Raw genomic sequence first — 20,104 nt, forward strand, 5'->3', positions numbered from 1 at the left:
GGCGCCAACCGCCTACGCCACTCCTGCGATGTCGCCCGGCTACGTCACCCGCAGCACCTCTTCCACGGTGGTGAGTCCGGCGGCGATCTTCTGCGCGCCGGACAGGCGCAGGCTGCGCATGCCGTCCTTGAAGGCGGCGTGGCGCAGGGCGTTGAGGTCCATGTCCGGGTTGATCAGCGGCTTGAGCGCATCGCTCAGTTGCAGGATTTCGTACACCCCGGCGCGGCCCCGGTAGCCGGTGTCGCGGCATTCCGCGCAGCCCACGGCGCGCTGGGCGCCACCGGGGGGCGCTGCGCTCCACGGCCGGGTCAGCGCCTGCCAGTCCGCCGGCGCAATCTGCGCCGGCGCCTTGCAGTGCGGGCACAGGGTGCGTACCAGGCGTTGCGCCATCACGCCCAGCAGGGTGGCCTTGAGCAGGTAGTGCGGCACGCCCAGCTCCAGCAGGCGGGTGATGGCGCTGGGCGCGTCGTTGGTGTGCAGGCTGGACAGCACCAGGTGCCCGGTGAGCGCCGCCTGGATGGCCATCTCGGCGGTTTCCAGATCGCGGATCTCGCCGATCATGATGATGTCCGGATCCTGGCGCATCAGCGCGCGCACGCCGCTGGCAAAGCCCAGGTCGATCTGCGGTTGCACCTGCATCTGATTGAAGGTCGGCTCGATCATCTCGATCGGGTCTTCCAGCGTGCAGACGTTCACCTGCGGCGTGGCCAGCTGCTTGAGGGTGGTGTACAGCGTGGTGGTCTTGCCCGAGCCGGTGGGGCCGGTGACCAGGATGATGCCGTGGGGCTGGCGGGTCATGGCCTGCCAGCGCTGCAGGTCGTCCGGGGAAAAGCCCAGTTGATCGAAGCTCTTGAGCAGCACTTCGGGGTCGAAGATGCGCATCACCATCTTCTCGCCGAACGCGGTCGGTAGCGTGGACAGCCGCAGCTCCACCTCGCCGCCCTCCGGGGTGCGGGTCTTGATGCGGCCGTCCTGGGGCTTGCGCTTTTCCGCCACGTTCAGCCGGCCGAGGCTCTTCAGGCGGCTGATCACCGCCAGGGTCACCTGCGGCGGCAGCTGGTAGACGGTGTGCAGCACCCCGTCGATGCGAAAGCGCACCGTGCCCTGCTCGCGGCGCGGCTCGATGTGGATGTCGCTGGCGCGCTGCTGGTAGGCGTACTGGAACAGCCAGTCGACGATGTTGACGATGTGCGCGTCGTTGGCGTCCGGCTCCTGGTCGCTGGCACCGAGGCTGAGCAGTTGCTCGAAGTTGCCGATGCCGCTGATCTTCTGGTCCAGGCTGGCCGCGCCGCTCACCGAGCGCGCCAGACGGTAGAACTCCTGGGTGTAGCGCTGGATGTCCGCTGGATTGGCGATCACCCGGCGCAAGGGCCGTTTGAGCACATGGCGCAGGTCGGCTTCCCAGCCGTGCACGTGGGGCTCGGCGCTGGCGATGGTCACCGCCTCGCCGTCCGCCGCCACGGCGAGAATGCGGTGGCGCTGAGCGAAGGCATGGGACATCAGCGGCACGACGGCGGCGACATCGATCTTCAGCGGATCGATGCGCAGGTAGGGCTGGCCGGCCTGCTCGGCCAGCCACTGGGTGAGGGTTTCCAGGTCCAGCGCGCGGCCGGGGTGGGCGAGGTCATCCAGTTGCTGGGCGGCGATGACTTCCAGCGGGTGTTGGCGCCCTGTGGCAGCGCCCCGGCGCGCCAGGCACTGCTCGGCGCCGTCCTGGGTGAGGCGGCCACTGGCGACCAGCTCGCGCAGCAGGCCGCCGAGCTCCAGCCAGCGGTCGGCAGCGGGCGGGGTGGAAGCGGACATGGGCGGCTCCTGCTGATAACGATGGTTCGGCAGGTTAGCGATTCGCCGTGAACCGGGCGGTGCGCCCTTGCACAGTCCGCGCGTAGCGCGGCACATCAAACAGGGTTCGACGCGGGACCTGTGGGAGCGGACTTGTCCGCTCCCACGAAAAGCGGGCGGCTGTCCGCTATTTAAGCGCCTTCCAGGCCTTGAGCATCCACACGCGCTTGGCCTGCTCGGCGCGGGCCGGCAAAGTGGTCTCGTCGTCAACGCCCACCGGTTGCAGCGCCAGCTCATGCAGCTTGTGCAGCTCGCCGTACAGGCGATCGGCCTCGGTCACCTCCAGTACGCCGCGCGCCAGGCGCAGCCAGACCAGCATGCGTTCCAGGCGCGGCAGCTGCTCGGGTAGCTCGCTCGGTTGGCGCTGGTAGTTCTCCAGCGGCAGGGCGCCGATCTCCTCGTGCAGGAACTGGGTCAGCCAGCGGCCGATGGCCGCCGCGCCGGCACGCGTGCCGCGCGGGTTGCGTTGTTGGGTCCAGCTGCGCGCGAGCAGCCAGTGCGCCAGTTGCAGCGAGAACAGACCCCAGCGGGTGTCGTCCAGCTCGGCGGCGAACTGCTGCGGCGCGACTTGGCGCGCCGCTTCGTCGAGCTGTCCGGCGACGACGCGCGGGCGCCACTCGGCGAGCAGCGCGTCCAGCGCTTCGCGTAGCGCGTGGCTGCTGACCCGGGGCGCGGCCTGGCCGAGGCTGCTAAGCAGCGCGCGCAGGTCGATCAGTTGCTGCAGCCACTGCTCCAGCAGTTTCCAGTGGCCGGTGAAGCGGTACTGCTCGGCCAGCCGCTGGCTGCTGCCCAGCAGGTGCCAGGCCAGCGCCGCGAACACCTCGTCCAGCGGCTGTTCGGCGTGCAGCGTCGGCGCCGGCAGGCTCAGGCTGTAGCTGCCGGTATCGAACAACCGGTAGCCGCGCTCGGCCTTGCTGATGTCGCAGGGCACCAGCGGCAGGTCGGTCGCCAGACCCATGGCCAGCTCCAGCAGCGCCTCGGGTCGGCCCTTGCGCAGCTCCAGCTCCAGCTCGCAGATCTCCTCTTCGCGGCCGTCGGCCAGCACCTTGCCGAGGTCCAGGGCGGCCTCGATCAGCACCTCCTCCTCGCCTTCACCCCAGCCGATGTCGGCCTTCTCGCGCACGAAGTCGGTGGTGAACAGCGGTTGCAGGCTGGCCTTGTCCAGCTCGGCCAGGCTGGCCGGCCAGCAGTCGTCGCCGAGCAGCGCAGGGTCCAGCTCGGGGCGTAGCAGGTACCAGTCCCATTCGTTGCGCTCGGACAGCCCGGCCACGCTCTGGCCGCGGCTCTTCAGGGTCTGGATGAACTGCTCGCCGTCGCGGCGCAAGCGCAGTGCGACCCGCGCGTGAGCCAAGTCCCGGTTGGCGGTGTCGTAATACTGGTTGTACAGCTCGACGCGCTGCCAGCCGCTGCGGCTGCGCCCGGCCAGCATCGGATGGTCGCGCAAGGCCGCCAGGGTGGCGCGGCTGGTGCGCAGTTTGATTTCGGTTTCTTTGTTCATGAAAGGAGTCTCGCAAAGGTGGCGTGCATTGTACGGGCTGGGCGGTCGCCGGGTGCCGCGGGCGCGAAATTGTTTCAGAGCGATGACACGAACTGGCCTGCCGTGCGAAGCGCCTTTTATAATCCGGCATCTTTCAAACAGGGTCCCCCCTATGCCAACCAACCCCTTCGTCAGCCTGTTCGGGCGTTCGCCCATCGGCCCCATGCAGCAGCATATGGCCAAGGCGCACGAATGCGCGGCCCAACTGGTCCCCTTCTTCCAGGCGGTGATCGCCGAGGATTGGGAGCGTGTCGAACAGCTCCAGAAGGACATGGCCCGGATGGAAAACGAGGCCGACAAGCTCAAGAAGGACGTGCGCCAGCACCTGCCCAAGAGCCTGTTCCTGCCGGTGCCGCGTTCGGACCTGCTCGACCTGCTCAGCGTGCAGGACAAGATTCCCAACCGCGCCAAGGACATCGCCGGACTGATGCTCGGCCGCACCATGGTCATCCCGCAGCCGCTGCAGGCGCCGATGCTGAACTATGTCAGCCGCTGCGTCGAAGCCAGCGCCCAGGCGCTCAAGGCGCTCAAGGAGCTGGATTCGCTGCTCGAGACCGGCTTCAGCGGCCGCGAGGTGGCGCTGGTCGAGAAGATGGTCGAGGAACTCGAGGAGATCGAGCGCGACACCGATCGCATGCAGATCACCATTCGGCGCGCGCTGTACGCCCTGGAAAAGGACCTTCCGCCCGTCGATGTGATGTTCATGTACAAGATCATCGAGTGGGTCGGGGATGTCGCCGACCGTGCCGAGCGTGTCGGCAATCGTCTGGAACAACTGCTGGCGCGCTAAGCGCCAGCGTCCTTTTTAGGTATCTACAGGTAATTCGTTATGTCTCTTGTCGCGGACTACGGCTTCGTGCTGCTGGTGCTCGCCTGCGCGTTCGGTTTTTTCATGGCCTGGGGGGTGGGCGCCAACGACGTGGCCAACGCCATGGGTACTTCGGTCGGCTCCCGTGCACTGACCATCAAGCAGGCGATCCTCATCGCCATGGTCTTCGAGTTCTGCGGGGCCTACTTCGCCGGCGGTGAGGTGACCGAAACCATCAAGAACGGCATTCTCGACGCCACCCAGATTCCGCCTGACCTGTTCATCCTCGGCATGATGTCCTCGCTGCTGGCCGCCGGCGCCTGGCTGATGATCGCCTCGGTGAAGGGCTGGCCGGTGTCCACCACCCACTCCATCGTGGGTGCGGTGATTGGTTTCGGCGCCGTCGGCGTGTCGGTCGACGCGGTGAACTGGGGGGCCATCGGCCCGATCGTCGCCAGCTGGGTGGTGACGCCCTTCATGTCCGGCGTCATCGCCTTCGGCCTGTTCATGAGCGTGCAGGCGCTGATCATGAACACCGACAACCCGTTCGAGAAGGCCAAGCGCTACGTGCCGGTGTACATGTTCCTGACCGGCTTCATGGTCTCGATCATGACCTTCAGCAAGGGCCTCAAGCACGTCGGCATCAACCTGTCGTCCGCCGAAAGCATGCTGCTCTCCATCGGCGTCGGCCTGCTGGTGGCGCTGATCGGTATCGCCTTGCTCAGCCGCATCAAGGTCGATGAAGAAGCCGACAAGACCTTCCACTACGCCAGCGTCGAGAAGGTCTTCGCGGTGCTGATGATCTTCACCGCCTGCTCGATGGCCTTCGCCCATGGCGCCAACGACGTGGCCAACGCGGTCGGTCCGCTGGCCGCCGTGGTCGGCGCTATCCAGGCCGGTGGCGACATGCTGATCGGCGCCAAGTCCGCGGTGCCGGGCTGGGTGCTGCTGCTGGGCGCCGTGGGTATCGTGATCGGGCTGGCCACCTATGGCTGGCGCGTGATCGCCACCATCGGCAAGGGCATCACCGAGCTGACCCCCAGCCGCGGCTTTGCCGCCGAGCTGGCCACCGCGACGACCGTGGTGGCCGCCTCAGCCCTCGGCCTGCCGATCTCCACCACCCACACCTTGGTGGGTGCGGTGCTGGGTATCGGCATCGCCCGTGGCATCGGCGCCCTGAACCTGGGCGTGATCGGCAAGATCTTCACTTCCTGGCTGGTGACCCTGCCGGTGGGTGCGGCGTTCTCGATCCTGTTCTTCCTGATCTTCCGCGCGATCTTCACCTGATCGCCCGCACAGGCGCCATGCCTCGCCGGCATGGCGTCTTTCGTGCTTCACTCCGGGCTTGATCGCACGCACGGAGATGGCCGATGCCCCTTCCCTCGCTCCAGCAGCAACTCGCCGCGCTGATCGCCGCGCCCTCGGTGAGCTGCACTCAGCCGTCCCTTGATCAGTCCAACCGCGAGGTCATCGTCCTGCTGGAAAGCTGGCTCGGCGCGTTGGGCTTTCATTGCGACGTCCAGCAGGTGCAGCCCGGCAAGTTCAACCTGCTGGCCAGTCGCGGCAGCGGTCCCGGCGGGTTGGTGCTGGCCGGGCACAGCGACACCGTGCCTTGCGATCCGGCTCTCTGGCGCAGCGATCCCTGGCGGCTGGCCGAGCGCGACGGCCGCTGGTACGGCCTGGGCGCCTGCGACATGAAGGGCTTCTTCCCGCTGGTCATCGAGGCCGTGCGCGGTCTGCTCGACCGACCGTTCCGCCAGCCGCTGCTGATTCTCGCCACCTGCGACGAGGAAAGCTCCATGAGCGGCGCCCGCGCCCTGGCCGAGGCCGGCCGGCCGCTGGGACGCGCGGCGGTGATCGGCGAGCCGACCGGCCTCAAGCCCATCCGCCTGCACAAAGGCGTGATGATGGAGCGGCTGGACATCACCGGCCAGAGCGGCCACAGCTCCGATCCCAGCCTTGGCCACAGCGCACTGGAGGCCATGCACGCGGCCATCGGCGAGCTGCTGGTGCTGCGTGCCGAGTGGCAGCGCGACTTCCACAACCCGCTGTTCCGGGTCGCAGTGCCGACGCTCAACCTGGGTTGCATCCACGGCGGCGACAACCCCAATCGCATCTGCGGTCGCTGCGCACTGGAATTCGACCTGCGGCCCCTGCCGGGCATGCACGCCGACAGTCTGCGCGCAGCGATCCGCGAGCGGCTGCGGCCAGTGGCCGAGCGGCACCAGGTGCGCATGGACTTCGCGCCGCTGTTTCCGGAGGTGCCGCCCTTCGAGGAGTCCGCGGACAGCGAGCTGGTGCGCCTGGCCGAGCGACTCACCGGACATGCGGCCGAGGCGGTGGCGTTCGGCACCGAGGCGCCGTATCTTCAACAGCTCGGTTGTCAGACCCTGGTGCTCGGCCCCGGCGATATCGCCTGCGCCCACCAGCCGGACGAATACCTGGCCCTGGAGCGCATCGAGCCGACCGTGCACCTGCTGCGCCGGCTGATCGAGCACTATTGCCTGCAACCGTCCACCTGATCACGCCCCATTCGACAGGTCCCATCCTTCATGCACGACTACGTCAGCTGGCTCCGCAATTCCTCGCCCTACATCAACGCGCACCGTGAGCGCACCTTCGTGGTCATGCTGCCGGGCGATGCCGTCGAGCACGCCAACTTCGGCAACATCGTCCACGACCTGGTGCTGCTGCACAGCCTCGGTGTGCGCCTGGTGCTGGTGCACGGCTCGCGGCCGCAGATCGAGGCGCGTCTGGCGCAGCGCGGGCTGACGCCGCGTTTCCACAAGGATCTGCGCATCACCGACCAGCCCACCCTGGAGTGCGTGATCGACGCGGTCGGCCAACTGCGCATCGCCATCGAGGCGCGGCTGTCCATGGACATGGCCGCTTCGCCCATGCAGGGCGCCCGCCTGCGGGTGACCGGCGGCAACTTCGTCACCGCGCGACCGATCGGCGTGCTGGACGGCGTCGACTACCAGCACACCGGTGAGGTACGCCGCATCGACCGCAAGGGCGTCGGTCGCCAACTGGACGAGCGCAGCATCGTGCTGCTGTCCTCGCTCGGTTACTCGCCTACCGGTGAAATCTTCAACCTGGCCTGCGAGGACGTGGCCACCCGGGCCGCCGTGGAGCTGGGCGCCGACAAGCTGCTGCTGTTCGGCGCCGAACAGGGACTGCTGGATGACAGTGGCCGCCTGATTCGCGAGCTGCGTCCCCAGCAGGTGCCGCAGCATCTGCTGCGCCTCGGCGCCAGCGACCAGGCCAGCCTGCTCAAGGCCGCCGCGAGCGCCTGTCGGGGCGGGGTGAAGCGCTGCCACATGGTCAGCTACGCCCAGGACGGCGCGTTGCTTAACGAGCTGTTCACCCGCGACGGCAGCGGCACGCTGATCGACCAGGAACAGTTCGAGTCGCTGCGCGAGGCGACCATCGCGGATGTTGGTGGCCTGCTGGAGCTGATCCGCCCGCTGGAGGAGCAGGGCATTCTGGTGCGGCGTTCGCGGGAAGTGCTGGAGCGCGAGATCGGCCAGTTCAGCGTGGTGGAGCGCGACGGATTGATCATCGCCTGCGCCGCGCTGTATCCGGTGCCGGACTCCGACTGGGGCGAGCTGGCCTGCCTGGCCGTGCATCCCGACTACCGCCATGGTCATCGCGGCGATGCGCTGCTCGAGCGCATCGAGGACCGCGCCCGTGCCCTGGGGCTCAAAACCCTGTTCGTGCTCACCACCCGCACCGCGCACTGGTTCCAGGAACGCGGCTTCAAGGCCAGCGGCGTGGAACGCCTGCCGGCCGCGCGCGCCTCGCTGTACAACTACCAGCGCCAGTCGAAGGTGTTCGAAAAGCCGTTGAATCCGTAGCCGGAACCTAGGGTGGTCAACGCTATGCGTTGGCCACCGTGGCGGCCAGAACAGCGCTGACCGCCCACACGCCCGGCACGGCCACGCACGTCAGTGGGCGATATTCAGCAGGCTCGCCTGATAGGCCGCGACGAAGCTGTCGAAATCGCCTTCGTCCGCTGCCTCGATGCGTTGCTGGGCCAGCAGCGACTCGCGCGCCAGGCTTTCGAAGCGTGCCTGCTCGTCCGTCGCCAGGGGCGCGGCGAGCAGCGTTTGCGCATGCGCGTGGCTCTGCCGGCGGGCGAACGCGGTGTGGCTTTCGCCACGCTCGCGCAAGGCCGCCAGAACCCGCGCCGATGGCGTGCGCTCGGCATCCTCCACCTTGGCCTGTTGGGCCTGCAGGGCGTTGACGTGGCCCTGGCCGCCGCGTGCGTGGTCGAGCAGCTCGGCGACCGGACGCATGTCCTGCAGCAGCTCAGTCGCCCACTGGCGCAGCTCCACGGACTGCTTGCCGTTCTGCAGCTGCAGACCGGGACGGCGTCCTTCGGTGGCGGTCTTCAGGAAGTTGGCGGTGCAGCGGCCGCACTCGCCATCCATCAAGAGCGGGCTGTCCTGCAGCGCGCAATAGAGCAGGAAGGTGTCGAGGAACAGCGCCTCGGTCAGATCGATGCCCAGCGGCAGGAACGGGTCGATGTCCAGGCAGCGTACCTCCACGTACTGCACGCCGCGCGCCAGCAGGGCCTGCAGCGGGCGTTCGCCGGGAGCGGTGACGCGCTTGGGGCGGATGCTGGAGTAGTACTCGTTTTCGATCTGCAGCAGGTTGGTGTTCAGTTGCAGCCATTCGCCGTCACGCCGGGTGCCGATCGCTGCATACGCCGGGTAGGGCGTGGACACGGCGTTCAGCAGGCTCTCGGTGTAGCTGGCCAGGTCGTTGTAGCAGGGCGTCATGCCGGCCTGGGCGCTGTTCTGGTAGCCCAGGTCGCTCATGCGCAGGCTGGTGGCCCAGGGCAGGTACAGGGTGTCGGCGTCCAGCTGCTGCAACTGGTGGTTGCGCCCGCGCAGGAAGTTGGCATCCAGCGCCGGCGAGGCGCCGAACAGGTACATCAGCAGCCAGCTGTAGCGGCGGAAATTGCGGATCAGGCCGATGTAACGTGCCGACTGGTAGTCGCGGGCGTCGCGGCTGTCGTTCTCGGCGGTCCGCAGCAGGGTCCACAGCGCCTCGGGCAGCGAGTAGTTGTAGTGGATGCCGGCGATGCACTGCATGGTCTTGCCGTAGCGCAGGGCCAGGCCCTTGCGGTAGACGTACTTCAGGCGACCCGTGTGCGAGCTGCCGTAGCGGGCGATCGGGATGTCTTCCTCGGCCGGCAGCGGGCCGGGCATGGAGGCGCTCCACAGGTACTCACAGTCCAGCTTGCCGCAGGTGAAGCGATGGATACGTTCCAGCTCGTCAAGGGTCTGCGCCGGATCGGTGCTGGTGCCGGTGATGAATTCCAGCAGCGCTTCGGAATAGTCGGTGGTGATCCGGTCGTGGGTCAGGGCCGAGCCCAGTGCCGCCGGGTGCGGCGTGAGCGCCAGCTGGCCCTGTTCATCGACCCGCAGGGTCTCGCGTTCGATGCCGTGCAGCGCCTGGCCGAGCAGGGGCAGATGCGCCGGCTCGCCCAGCAGGGCCAGGCGACGGGTGAGTAGATCGCTCAATGTTCTGAATTCCTACGCGCGAAGATCGACCCAATATGAGGTTGGACCTTCGCGACTACAAGAGCGCGGCGGCCCGCGCAAACAGGCCGCCGAACGGGAAAAGGTTACAGGCAGGCGAAGGTGGCCTGCGCCTTGGCCACCAGCTTGTCGTTCTGGTGCACGTCCGCTTCGATGACCTGGGTGCGCCGACCGGCATGCACCACCCAGGCGCGGCAGACCAGCTCGCCGTCGCTCACGCTGCGGATGTAATTCACCTTGCACTCCAGGGTGACCGTGTTCGGTACCCCGTCGTTCAGGCTGTGGCTGGCCTGGCCCATGGTGGTGTCGATCAGCGAGAACAGCGCGCCGCCGTGCAGCTTGCCGTGCAGGTTGCGCAGCCCGTCGTGCATGTTCAGGCGCAGCAGCGCCTCGCCCTTCTCCACCGTGATGATTTCCAGGCCCAGCAGGCGCCCGAAGGCGCTGCTCTTGCCGATGGCTTCGTCTTGCAGGCTCACGTTACTTCCTCAGCTGCTTGGCGTTGGCGAACAGCGCGGCCATGGCGGCATTGGCCGGGGCCGGCTTGTCCTGTGTGGCGTGGCGCTCGCTGCGCGGCTGGCCGCCGCGGCTGCCACTGCGGGATTGTCCGCCCCGCGGCCCGTCGACCTTTTCGCCGGGGGTGTCGGACATGCGCATGGACAGGCCGACGCGCTGGCGCGGGATGTCCACCTCCATGACCTTGACCTTGACGATGTCGCCGGCCTTGACCACTTCGTAGGGGTCCTTGACGAACTTCTCGGACAGCGCCGAGACGTGCACCAGGCCGTCCTGGTGCACGCCGATGTCAACGAAGGCGCCGAAGTTGGTCACGTTGGTGACCACGCCTTCCAGCACCATGCCGGGCACCAGGTCCTTGAGGGTTTCCACGCCTTCCTGGAACTCGGCGGTCTTGAATTCCGGGCGCGGGTCGCGGCCGGGCTTGTCGAGTTCCTTGAGGATGTCGGTGACGGTGGGCAGGCCAAAACGTTCGTCGGTGAACGTGGCCGGATCAAGGCGCTTGAGGAACGCGGAGTCGCCGATCAGCGAGCGGATGTCGCGGCCGGTGTCGGCGGCGATGCGCTGCACCAGCGGGTAGGTTTCCGGGTGCACGGCCGAGGCGTCCAGCGGGTTGTCGCCGCTCATCACGCGCAGGAAGCCGGCGGCCTGTTCGAAGGTCTTGTCACCCAGGCGGGGCACCTTCTTCAGGTCGGCGCGGGATTTGAACGCGCCATTGGCATCGCGGAACTGCACGATGTTCTGCGCCAGGGTGGCGTTGAGGCCGGAAATGCGCGCCAGCAGCGCGGCGGAAGCGGTGTTCACGTCCACGCCGACGGCGTTCACGCAGTCCTCGACCACCGCGTCCAGCGAGCGCGCCAGTTTGAGCTGCGACACGTCGTGCTGGTACTGGCCGACGCCGATGGCCTTGGGCTCGATCTTCACCAGCTCGGCCAGCGGGTCCTGCAGGCGGCGGGCGATGGACACCGCGCCGCGCAGCGACACGTCCAGCTCGGGGAACTCGCGGGCGGCCAGTTCGGAGGCCGAATACACCGAGGCGCCGGCCTCGCTGACCATGATCTTGGTGAGCTTCAGGCCCGGCACCTTCTTGATCAGCTCGCCGGCCAGCTTGTCGGTCTCGCGGCTGGCAGTGCCGTTGCCGATGGCGATCAGGTCCACTCCGTGCTTGGCGCACAGCTTGGCCAGCACCGCGAGGGTGCCGTCCCAGTCGTTGCGCGGCGCGTGCGGGTAGACGGTGGCGGTGTCCAGCAGCTTGCCGGTGGCATCCACCACGGCCACCTTGCAGCCGGTGCGCAGGCCCGGGTCCAGGCCCAGGGTGGCGCGCGGGCCGGCCGGCGCGGCCAGCAGCAGGTCGTGCAGGTTGCGGGCGAACACGGAAATGGCTTCGTCCTCGGCCTGCTCGCGCAGCTCGCCGAGCAGGTCGGTTTCCAGGTGGGTGTAGAGCTTGACCTTCCAGGTCCAGCGCACCACCTCGGCCAGCCACTTGTCGGCGGCGCGGCCCCGGCTGGCGATGCCGAAATGCTCGCCGATCATCAGTTCGCCCGGATGCATGGTGCCGGGCGCTTCGTCGCCCACCTTCAGGGCGATGCTCAGCACGCCCTCGTTGCGGCCGCGGAAGATCGCCAGGGCTCGGTGCGACGGTACGCCCTTGAGGCGTTCGTCATGCTCGAAGTAGTCGCTGAACTTGGCGCCTTCGGTTTCCTTGCCGGGGACCAGGCGGGCGCTGAGGGTGGCTTCGTTCTTCAGGAAGGTACGCAGCCGGTCGAGCAGCGTGGCGTCCTCGGCGAAGCGCTCCATGAGGATGTACTTGGCGCCTTCCAGCACCGCCTTCACATCGGCGAAGCCCTTCTCGGCGTCGATGAAGCGCTCGGCTTCCTGTTCCGGATTCAGTTCCGGATCGCCGAACAGCGCGTCGGCCAGCTCGCCCAGGCCGGCTTCGAGGGCGATCTGGCCCTTGGTGCGGCGCTTCTGCTTGTAGGGCAGGTAGAGATCTTCCAGGCGGGTCTTGGTGTCGGCCTGCAGGATCTCGCGTTTCAGTTCGGCGGTCAGCTTGCCCTGTTCCTCGATGCTCGCCAGGATCGCGCCGCGGCGCTCCTCCAGTTCACGCAGGTAGCGCAGGCGCTCTTCCAGATGGCGCAGTTGGGTATCGTCGAGACTGCCGGTGACTTCCTTGCGGTAGCGGGCAATGAAGGGCACGGTCGAGCCCTCGTCGAGCAGGGCCACGGCGGCGGCCACCTGCTGCGGGCGTACAGCCAGTTCTTCGGCGATGCGGGAATTGATGTCCATGTAGGTACCTTGCGTCGAACAAAGCCTGCAGGTCGGGCCTGCGCGAAAGGGCGGGAGTATAAAGCAGCCGCGTGTCCCGCGCGGCAAACGCAGCGGCAAGGCCAACAGAGGAAAAATCTGTTAACAATGGCCAGACTTGGCGCCGATGGGGCTGCGCCATAATGCGCCGCACATTATTTCGGGAGTTCCGATGAGCAGCACGGCAACCGCCAGCGATGGCGAAAAGATCCTGGTAGTCGATGACGACGCGCGCCTGCGCCGTCTGCTGGAACGTTTCCTCGACGAACAGGGCTACCGGGTCCGCACCGTGGAAAACGTCGAGCAGATGGACCGTCTGCTGGCCCGCGAACTGTTCCATCTGGTGGTCCTGGACCTCATGCTGCCCGGCGAGGATGGCCTGTCGGCCTGTCGCCGGCTGCGCGAGAAGAACAACCAGATCCCGATCATCATGCTCACCGCCAAGGGCGACGAGGCCAGCCGCATCCAGGGCCTGGAAGGCGGCGCCGACGACTACCTGGCCAAGCCGTTCAACCCGCGCGAGCTGCTGGCGCGCATCAAGGCCGTGCTGCGCCGCCAGGCGCCGCTGGTGCCCGGTGCGCCGGCCAGCGAGGACGAGGTGGTCAGCTTCGGCGACTACCAGCTGTCGCTGGCGACCCGCGAGCTGAAGAAGGGCGACCAGGTGCAGATGCTCACCACCGGCGAGTTCGCCGTGCTCAAGACCCTGGTGCAGCACGCCCGCGAACCGCTGACCCGCGACAAGCTGATGAACCTGGCGCGCGGCCGCGAATGGGACGCCCTGGAGCGCTCCATCGATGTGCAGATCTCGCGCCTGCGCCGACTGATCGAGCCGGACCCGTCCAAGCCGCGCTACATCCAGACGGTGTGGGGCGTGGGCTACGTGTTCGTGCCGGACGGCAACAAGTGAGCCGAGCCTCTCCGGCATGAACGCGCCGTTCTGGTTTCCGCAGAGCTTCTTTGCGCGCACCCTGTGGATGGTGCTGATCGTCGTGCTGTTCTCCAAGGTACTCACGCTGGTGTACCTGATGATGAACGAGGACGTGCTGTTCGATCGCCAGTACAGCCACGGCGCGGCGCTGACCGTGCGCGCCTACTGGGCGGCGCCGGAGGCGGATCGGCCGAAGATCGCCGAGGCGGCGGGTCTGCGCATCGCGCCGCGCGCCCAGGTGCCGGACGGCGAGCATCACTGGCCGTATAGCGACATCTTCGCCCGGCAGATGCAGGACGAGCTGGGCCCCGAGACCCAGGTGCGCCTGCGCGCGCTCGGCTCGCCGGCGCTCTGGGTGCACGCACCAAGCCTGGGACCGGACTGGCTGCGGGTGCCCATGTACCCCTCCCCGCTGCGTGGCCAGCGCATCTGGAACGTGCTCGGCTGGTTCCTGGCCATCGGCCTGCTGTCCACCGCGGCGGCCTGGATCTTCGTGCGCATGCTCAACGCGCCGCTCAAGCGCCTGGTGTTCGCCGCCCGCCAGGTGGGCCGCGGGCGCAGCGTGCGCCTGCCGATCAGCGACACGCCCAGCGAGCTCACTGAGGTATACCGGGCGTTCAACCAGATGGCGGCGGACGTGGAGAAGGCCGCCAGCGAGCGCGAACTGATGCTGGCCGGCGTGTCCCACGATCTGCGCACGCCGCTGACCCGTCTGCGCCTGTCGCTGGAGCTGTTGGGCACCGACTCGGAACTGACGGAGGACATGGTGCGCGACATCGAGGACATGGACGCCATCCTCGATCAGTTCCTGGCCTTCATCCGCGACGGGCGCGACGAGCCGGTGGAGGATCTGGACCTGGCTGAGCTGGTGCGCGAGACCGTGGCCCCCTACAACCAGCAGCGCGAGCAGGTGCAGCTGGCGGTGCAGGCCGGCATCCCTCCCGTGCCGCTGCGCCGTATCTCCATCAAGCGCCTGCTCACCAACCTGATCGAGAACGCTCTGCGCTACGGCGGCCAGGAGGTGCGCGTCGAGGCGCGGCTGGCCGGCGATCCGGGCGCGCCCTTCGTGCTGCTCAGCGTGCAGGACCGTGGCCCCGGCCTGGCGGAGCACGAGCTGAGCGACATCTTCAATCCCTTCATCCGTGGCGACCGCGCCCGGGGCGGCACCGGCACCGGGCTGGGCCTGGCGATCGTCAAGCGCATCGCCGCATTGCACGGCGGCCACGTGGAGCTGCGCAACCGCGAAGGCGGCGGACTCGAAGCGCGGGTGTGCCTGCCGCTGGGGCTGCTGCTGCCGCGCGAGGCGGGCTGAGCCGAGAGAGCCGGGGGGCGGACTGGCCCGCGAGCTTTTCTTGTCGACCCCACCCAAAAGCTCGCGACTGACGTCGCTCCAACAGGTTGCTCCCGCAGGTTCCGCAGCGTCCTTCAATCAGCCCTTGCCGCGCGTGCGGGTAGCCCCGGGGCAGGCGTTCTTTTCCAGGTACTCGATGACCAGGCCGGCGATGTCCTTGCCGGTGGTGGATTCGATGCCTTCCAGGCCGGGCGAGGAATTCACCTCCATCACCAGCGGGCCATGATTGGAGCGCAGGATGTCCACTCCGGCGACGTTCAGGCCCATCACCCGCGCCGCGCGAATGGCGGTGGAACGCTCCTCCGGGGTGATCTTGATCAGGCTGGCGCTGCCGCCGCGGTGCAGATTGGAGCGGAATTCGCCGGGCTTGGCCTGGCGCTTCATGGCGGCGATCACCTTGTCACCGACCACGAAGCAGCGGATGTCGGCGCCGCCGGCCTCCTGGATGTACTCCTGCACCATGATGTCCTGCTTGAGGCCCATGAAGGCCTCGATCACCGATTCGGCGGCCTTCTCGGTTTCGCACAGCACTACGCCGATGCCCTGGGTGCCTTCCAGCACCTTGATCACCAGCGGCGCGCCACCGACCATGCGGATCAGGTCCGGTACGTCGTCCGGCGAGTGGGCGAAACCGGTCACCGGCAGGCCGATACCCTTGCGCGACAGCAGCTGCAGCGAGCGCAGCTTGTCCCGCGATCGGCTGATGGCCACCGACTCGTTGAGCGGGAACACGCCCATCATTTCGAACTGGCGCAGCACCGCGCAGCCATAGAAGGTCACCGAGGCGCCGATGCGCGGAATCACCGCGTCGAAACCTTCCAGCGCCCGGCCGCGGTAGTGGATCTGCGGCTTGTGGCTGGCGATGTTCATGTAGGCGCGCAGGGTGTCGATCACCTGCACCTCGTGGCCGCGTTGCACTCCGGCTTCCACCAGACGGCGCGTCGAATACAGGTTGGGGTTGCGTGACAGGATGGCGATCTTCATTGCGCACCGGAGAGATTGGGGAGCTGGGGCTTGTCCTGGACATAGGCAAGGGCGGGGTTGACCACCAGTTGGCCGTCGATCAGCGCCTTGGCGCCGAGCAGTACACGAAAGCGCATGTTGCGGCGGCAGGTCAGGGTGAAGTGCACCGGCCAGGTGCGGTCGCCCAGGGTCAGGCGGGTGCGGATCATATAGCGCAACTGGGTCTGGCCGTTGGAGCTTTTGATCTTCTTGACGGCCACCAGCGGCGCTTCGCAGCGATGCCGGCGCTGCACCAGGGTGCCGATATGCGCGGTGAAGCGTACCCAGTCCTCGCCGCCATGGGTGAAGGGCTGGATATCGGTGGCATGCAGCGCCGAGGTGCCGGCGCCGGTGTCGATCTTGGCGCGCAGGCCCAGCAGACCCAGGTCCGGCAGGCCGATCCATTCGTGCAATCCGATGACGCTGAGGTGGTCGAACGTCTTCATGGCGGCCTCCCCGGTAAATTTCCGGCATTCTAGTGGCCCGCTGCGGGCCGCACACCTGTTGTACAGGGACGGCGTTCATCCGCGAACGAGCCTGGAGAGAGCATGAACGATCGTGATGACAAGGTCCGCCTGGACAAATGGCTGTGGGCGGCCCGTTTCTTCAAGACCCGCGCCCTGGCCAAGGCGGCCATCGAGGGCGGCAAGGTGCAGCACCGGGGCGAGCGCTGCAAGCCGGGCAAGGAGCCGAAGGTCGGCGAGGAATACCTGATCCGCACCGGGTTCGACGAGCGCACGGTGCGCGTGCTGGCGCTCTCCGACGTGCGTCGCGGTGCGCCGGAGGCGCAGCTGCTGTACCAGGAAACCGAGGAGAGCATCGCGCGGCGCGAGGAGGCCGCGCGGCAGCGCAAGGCCGGCGCCCTGGGCATCGAGACCGACGGACGGCCGACCAAGAAACAGCGCCGGCAGATTCACCGTTTCCTCGACGACTACTGAGCCAGTGCGCTGTAGGCGATGCGCGGCACGCCCTCCAGGCGCCGGGCCAGCACCTCGCCCAGCGACTGGCCCTCCGCCAGGTAGGCATCGCCGAAGCCCTGTTGCAGGGGATAGGGATGGGCAATGACCTCAAGCACACCGTTGCCGGGGAGCAGGCCATGGTGCAGGTCCAACGGTGTGCAGACGTGGTCCGCGCTGGCATGGCCCAGGCGGCGCAGTCGCTGGTTGAGCAGCGCCTTGAACAGGCGCTTGGGCAGCGTGAGGTTGCGTCCCAGGTTGCGGGCCAGACGCACCGGCACGCCCTGGTGGGCGGCGAAGCGGGCCACCACCTCGCCGACCGGCAGGATGTTGTGCACATGCTGGTGCGAGTCGATATGACTGGGGCGGACGCCGTGCTCGAGGCAGCGCTGCCATTGCGCCTGCAGTTCCGCCTCGATGGCCTGGCGAGTGCGCCGCGGCAGCCAGAGCCGATGACGCGGCAGGTTGAGGTCGAACTCCCCGGCGGCGTTGCACAGGCGCGGCTGGGCGCGGATGGCCGTGCTCAGCGGACGCCCATAGGTGAGGTTGAAGTGTAGGCCGACGCGCCCCTGCAGGCCGTGCTCGCGGGTCAGCGCGCACGCCTCGACGAAGGCCGGCATGTTGGCCATGAGGGTGGCCGAGCTGATCAGTCCCTGCTGGAAGGCAGCGATGATGGTGCGGTTTTCGTCGTGGCTGAGACCGAAGTCATCGGCATTGATGATGACGCGCTGGATCATTGGCCGGCTCCCTGCAGCAGGTCGCCGCCCAGGGGCTCCCCGCTGCGCCGCTGCTTGCGCCATTCCCAGGCGCGGTGTGCCAGGCCCATGAGAATCCCGGAAGGCCGCCAGGAGTAAAAGCTCCAGCGCAGGTGTTCGACCTGGCCGTTCATGCGTTCGTGCAACTGGTGGGTGGAGCCGCTGCGGCTGATCCGTGAGGCGTCGACCCAGCGCCAGCCCTCTTCCAGGCCCCACTGGATCCATTCGTCCAGCAGCAGGCGGCCGCCGCTCAGCTCGGCGTACTCCGGCAGAAACGCCAGGTTGTAATCGTACAGCCGGCCGTTGTGCAGCAGGCCCAGGCGATAGCTGATGCAGCGTCCCTCATGCTCGAGCATGACCACCCGCACCAGATCGACGGCGGCAAGGGCGGTGAAGGCTTCGCGCATCCAGCCGCGTCGGGGTTCGCAGAAGATGCCCACTTCCTCCTGGCCTTTCCAGCTGCGTTCTTCCACTGCGGCCAGGCTATCCAGCAGAGCGCCAATGCTGGCGGCATCCGGCGCTACCCGGCGCACCGTGGCGCCGATCTCATCACTGCGCTTGCGTGCCTTGCGCAGTTTGTAGCGCACGTTGCGGTGCGGTTCCTGGCGGTCCTGCGGGGAAATGAGGTGGTAGGGAGCACGACAGCTCAGGTGGCAGTGGTGGCTTGAACTCAGGTGAGCCCAGTGCTGCATGCAGCGCTGGGTGTTGGCGTCGGTGGTGAGTTCGTTCAGCTGCAACAGGGTATGCGGCAGCCGGCGGCGTATTTCTTCCAGCGCCTGGGTCAGGCCGCTGTCGTCGAGCTGGCAAAGCAGGGCGAGTCGATCACTCATCGGATAACCGAGGTGGCGCAGGGTGCGCCAGCGCAGTCCGAAACGCGATTCGCGGAACGCCACCAGCGGCAGGCACAGGGACAACTGGTCGCCCTTCCACGCCAGCAGGACATGCAGCGGCTGGTCCGGCTCCAGGTTGTGCTCAGCGGCGAGCAGCCAGGTCAGGTGATTGAACGGGGTGCTGTGGGACAGGCGCTCGCAAAGTTGCGCATAAGCCTGGACGGGGAAGTCGGGTGCGGACAGCGAATCACACCATTGGAAGCGGTAATCCATGACCGATCGCTCTGGCTGTTTGGAAAGTGAGCTATGCAAACGAGCCCGTGCGACGTCCTGCTGCATGGGCAGCACCTGTTATAGCAGTGTTTCGACCGGCCGGCGCCTCGAAAGGATGGGTTACACATTGCGCTTTACGAAAAACTGACATTTGTCGGCGGCTCGCACGGGCCTGCCAGAGCTTGGCTAGAGTTCGCGCAATCCCTGGCGTGGGCTGTCTTTCACGGGGATGAGAACGCCTCTATTTCTGCAAGGACGCATGAAATGACAGACCTTTCCGCACTGGCTGCCGATCTTCCCGTGTCGACGGAACCTGTGCACCGGATCGTCGTGGTCGCCGAGCCCAACGAGCTGGCCCACCATCTGCAAGCCTGGGAACAGTTGGTCGAACAGGCCGCCGAGCCCAATGCCTTCTATGAGCCCTGGGCCCTGTTGCCGGCGTTGCGCCATCTACGCGGAGGGCAGGCGGTCCGCGTGCTGCTGTTCTTTCGGGACAGTGAGCGGACAGTGCTCGATGGCATCCTGCCCCTGTTCGGCAGGAGCTACGGCAGGCTGCTCGCCTGCCTGCACACGTACCGGCATCGCTACTGCTTCTCCGCCGAACCCCTGCTGCGCCGCGGCCGGGAAAGCGAGGTGGCGCACAGCTTTGTCGCCTGGTTGCGGCAGTTTCGCTACCCACTGCTGAGCCTGCGGGGACTGGATGCCGAGGGTGCCTGGCTGCGCGAGCTCCGCCCCGCCCTGCAGCGCTGCGGGTTGCGCTTTCTGCCAGCCGCCCCGGTGCAGCGCGCGCTGCTACCCCTTGAGGGTGGTCTCGAGGCGTTCCTGGAGCGTACGCCGGCCAAGAAGCGCAAGGAGTATCGACGCCTGCGGGAGCGTCTGGCTGGGCTGGGCGATCTGCAGGTCGATGTCTTGCGGCCGGGCGCGCGGGATCTGCAATCTTGGCTGGATGCCTTTGTCGCGCTGGAGCTCAAGGGCTGGAAAGGGCGCGAAGGCACTGCCCTGGGCAGCCGGCCCGAGTGCCGGCGCTTCTTCGAGGAAACCGCGCGCAGCGCCCACGAAAGAGGCCTGCTGGTGATGATGCGTATGAGCCTGGACGGCAAGCCGCTGGCCATGCTCTGCGACCTGCTGGCGCCGCCGGGGCGTTATGCCTTCAAGACCGCCTACGATGAGGACTACTCGCGTTTTGCGCCGGGCGTCCTGCTGGAAATCGAAAACGCCACCCTCAGCTTCCAGGACCCGCGTGGCGTGGAATGGCTGGATTCCTGCGCGGCACCGGATAACGCGCTCCTCAACCGACTCTACCCGGGCCGCCGCAGCCTGAGCGACCTGACCATCTGCCCCCAGGGTCTGGCGTGGGCAGGCCTGATGGCGTCGAGTGGCCTGAAGCGTCTGCGTCAACGCTGGCGCCTGGAAGAAGCGGGTCGTACGGCCTGAGCGGTTGCCCCGGGTCCGAGAC

17 protein-coding genes are annotated in these 20,104 nt (G+C 67.5%); 8 read left to right on the plus strand and 9 right to left on the minus strand.

Features of this window, described 5'->3' with window-relative positions:
- Positions 1-39 precede the first annotated feature (39 nt).
- Entirely contained in the window at positions 40-1,803 is a 1,764-nt protein-coding gene (locus tag PT85_RS15895) for a GspE/PulE family protein (protein ID WP_039607186.1), read from the minus strand.
- 166 nt (positions 1,804-1,969) lie between these two features.
- Positions 1,970-3,340 carry a CYTH domain-containing protein gene (locus tag PT85_RS15900; protein ID WP_039607187.1) on the minus strand — a complete coding sequence of 457 codons (1,371 nt, stop codon included), beginning with the start codon at positions 3,338-3,340 and terminating at the stop codon, positions 1,970-1,972.
- A 151-nt stretch (positions 3,341-3,491) separates the two neighbouring features.
- Between PT85_RS15900 and PT85_RS15905 the strand changes: the two genes are divergently transcribed.
- The 4 genes from PT85_RS15905 to argA all read left to right on the plus strand — a co-directional run bounded on the left by PT85_RS15905 (position 3,492) and on the right by argA (position 8,044).
- Positions 3,492-4,169 (plus strand): TIGR00153 family protein, encoded by a 678-nt coding sequence (locus tag PT85_RS15905; RefSeq protein WP_039607188.1) that lies wholly within the window; start codon positions 3,492-3,494, stop codon positions 4,167-4,169.
- Between the two features lie 39 nt (positions 4,170-4,208).
- Positions 4,209-5,474, plus strand: coding sequence for an inorganic phosphate transporter (locus PT85_RS15910; RefSeq protein WP_039607189.1), 1,266 nt, complete (start codon positions 4,209-4,211; stop codon positions 5,472-5,474).
- Between the two features lie 83 nt (positions 5,475-5,557).
- On the plus strand, positions 5,558-6,709 hold the full coding sequence (argE, locus tag PT85_RS15915; RefSeq protein WP_039607190.1) for an acetylornithine deacetylase: 1,152 nt from the start codon (positions 5,558-5,560) through the stop codon (positions 6,707-6,709).
- A gap of 30 nt (positions 6,710-6,739) precedes the next feature.
- Positions 6,740-8,044 carry an amino-acid N-acetyltransferase gene (gene argA / locus PT85_RS15920; protein WP_027589956.1) on the plus strand — a complete coding sequence of 435 codons (1,305 nt, stop codon included), beginning with the start codon at positions 6,740-6,742 and terminating at the stop codon, positions 8,042-8,044.
- Positions 8,045-8,134: 90 nt separating this feature from the next.
- Here argA and gshA read toward each other — a convergent pair whose 3' ends face one another.
- The 3 genes from gshA to PT85_RS15935 form a co-directional block, all read right to left on the minus strand.
- On the minus strand, positions 8,135-9,718 hold the full coding sequence (gene gshA / locus PT85_RS15925) for a glutamate--cysteine ligase (RefSeq protein WP_039607191.1): 1,584 nt from the start codon (positions 9,716-9,718) through the stop codon (positions 8,135-8,137).
- Positions 9,719-9,822: 104 nt separating this feature from the next.
- Positions 9,823-10,212: a PaaI family thioesterase gene (locus PT85_RS15930; protein ID WP_051587370.1), complete on the minus strand. Its 390-nt coding sequence runs from the start codon at positions 10,210-10,212 to the stop codon at positions 9,823-9,825.
- A 1-nt stretch (position 10,213) separates the two neighbouring features.
- Entirely contained in the window at positions 10,214-12,535 is a 2,322-nt protein-coding gene (locus PT85_RS15935; RefSeq protein ID WP_039607192.1) for a Tex family protein, read from the minus strand.
- Positions 12,536-12,725: 190 nt separating this feature from the next.
- Here PT85_RS15935 and ompR point away from each other — a divergent pair, with 190 nt between their 5' ends.
- The gene (gene ompR / locus PT85_RS15940; protein ID WP_027589960.1) at positions 12,726-13,460 is read left to right on the plus strand and encodes an osmolarity response regulator transcription factor OmpR; all 735 of its coding nucleotides are present in this window, start codon (positions 12,726-12,728) and stop codon (positions 13,458-13,460) included.
- Between the two features lie 16 nt (positions 13,461-13,476).
- Entirely contained in the window at positions 13,477-14,793 is a 1,317-nt protein-coding gene (locus tag PT85_RS15945; RefSeq protein ID WP_039562496.1) for an ATP-binding protein, read from the plus strand.
- Between the two features lie 117 nt (positions 14,794-14,910).
- Here PT85_RS15945 and rimK read toward each other — a convergent pair whose 3' ends face one another.
- A complete protein-coding gene (gene rimK / locus PT85_RS15950; RefSeq protein WP_027589962.1) occupies positions 14,911-15,816 on the minus strand; it encodes a 30S ribosomal protein S6--L-glutamate ligase in 906 nt (301 codons plus the stop codon).
- Positions 15,813-16,280 (minus strand): retropepsin-like aspartic endopeptidase RimB, encoded by a 468-nt coding sequence (gene rimB, locus PT85_RS15955; protein WP_027589963.1) that lies wholly within the window; start codon positions 16,278-16,280, stop codon positions 15,813-15,815. Before rimB ends, rimK begins: the two co-directional genes overlap by 4 nt.
- A 102-nt stretch (positions 16,281-16,382) precedes the next feature.
- On the opposite strand from rimB, the gene PT85_RS15960 reads away from it, so the two are divergent.
- Positions 16,383-16,772 carry an RNA-binding S4 domain-containing protein gene (locus PT85_RS15960; RefSeq protein ID WP_039562498.1) on the plus strand — a complete coding sequence of 130 codons (390 nt, stop codon included), beginning with the start codon at positions 16,383-16,385 and terminating at the stop codon, positions 16,770-16,772.
- Here PT85_RS15960 and PT85_RS15965 read toward each other — a convergent pair.
- A complete protein-coding gene (locus PT85_RS15965) occupies positions 16,766-17,527 on the minus strand; it encodes a ChbG/HpnK family deacetylase (protein ID WP_027589965.1) in 762 nt (253 codons plus the stop codon). The two genes, PT85_RS15960 and PT85_RS15965, sit on opposite strands and share 7 nt — an antisense overlap.
- Positions 17,524-18,648, minus strand: a complete 1,125-nt coding sequence (locus PT85_RS15970; RefSeq protein ID WP_051587371.1) for a GNAT family N-acetyltransferase — start codon at positions 18,646-18,648, stop codon at positions 17,524-17,526. Before PT85_RS15970 ends, PT85_RS15965 begins: the two co-directional genes overlap by 4 nt.
- Positions 18,649-18,912: 264 nt before the next feature.
- Here PT85_RS15970 and PT85_RS15975 point away from each other — a divergent pair, with 264 nt between their 5' ends.
- The gene (locus PT85_RS15975) at positions 18,913-20,082 is read left to right on the plus strand and encodes a GNAT family N-acetyltransferase (protein WP_052199847.1); all 1,170 of its coding nucleotides are present in this window, start codon (positions 18,913-18,915) and stop codon (positions 20,080-20,082) included.
- Positions 20,083-20,104: the final 22 nt, after the last annotated feature.

The sequence above is a fragment of the Pseudomonas flexibilis genome, assembly GCF_000806415.1.
GTDB lineage: Bacteria > Pseudomonadota > Gammaproteobacteria > Pseudomonadales > Pseudomonadaceae > Serpens > Serpens flexibilis.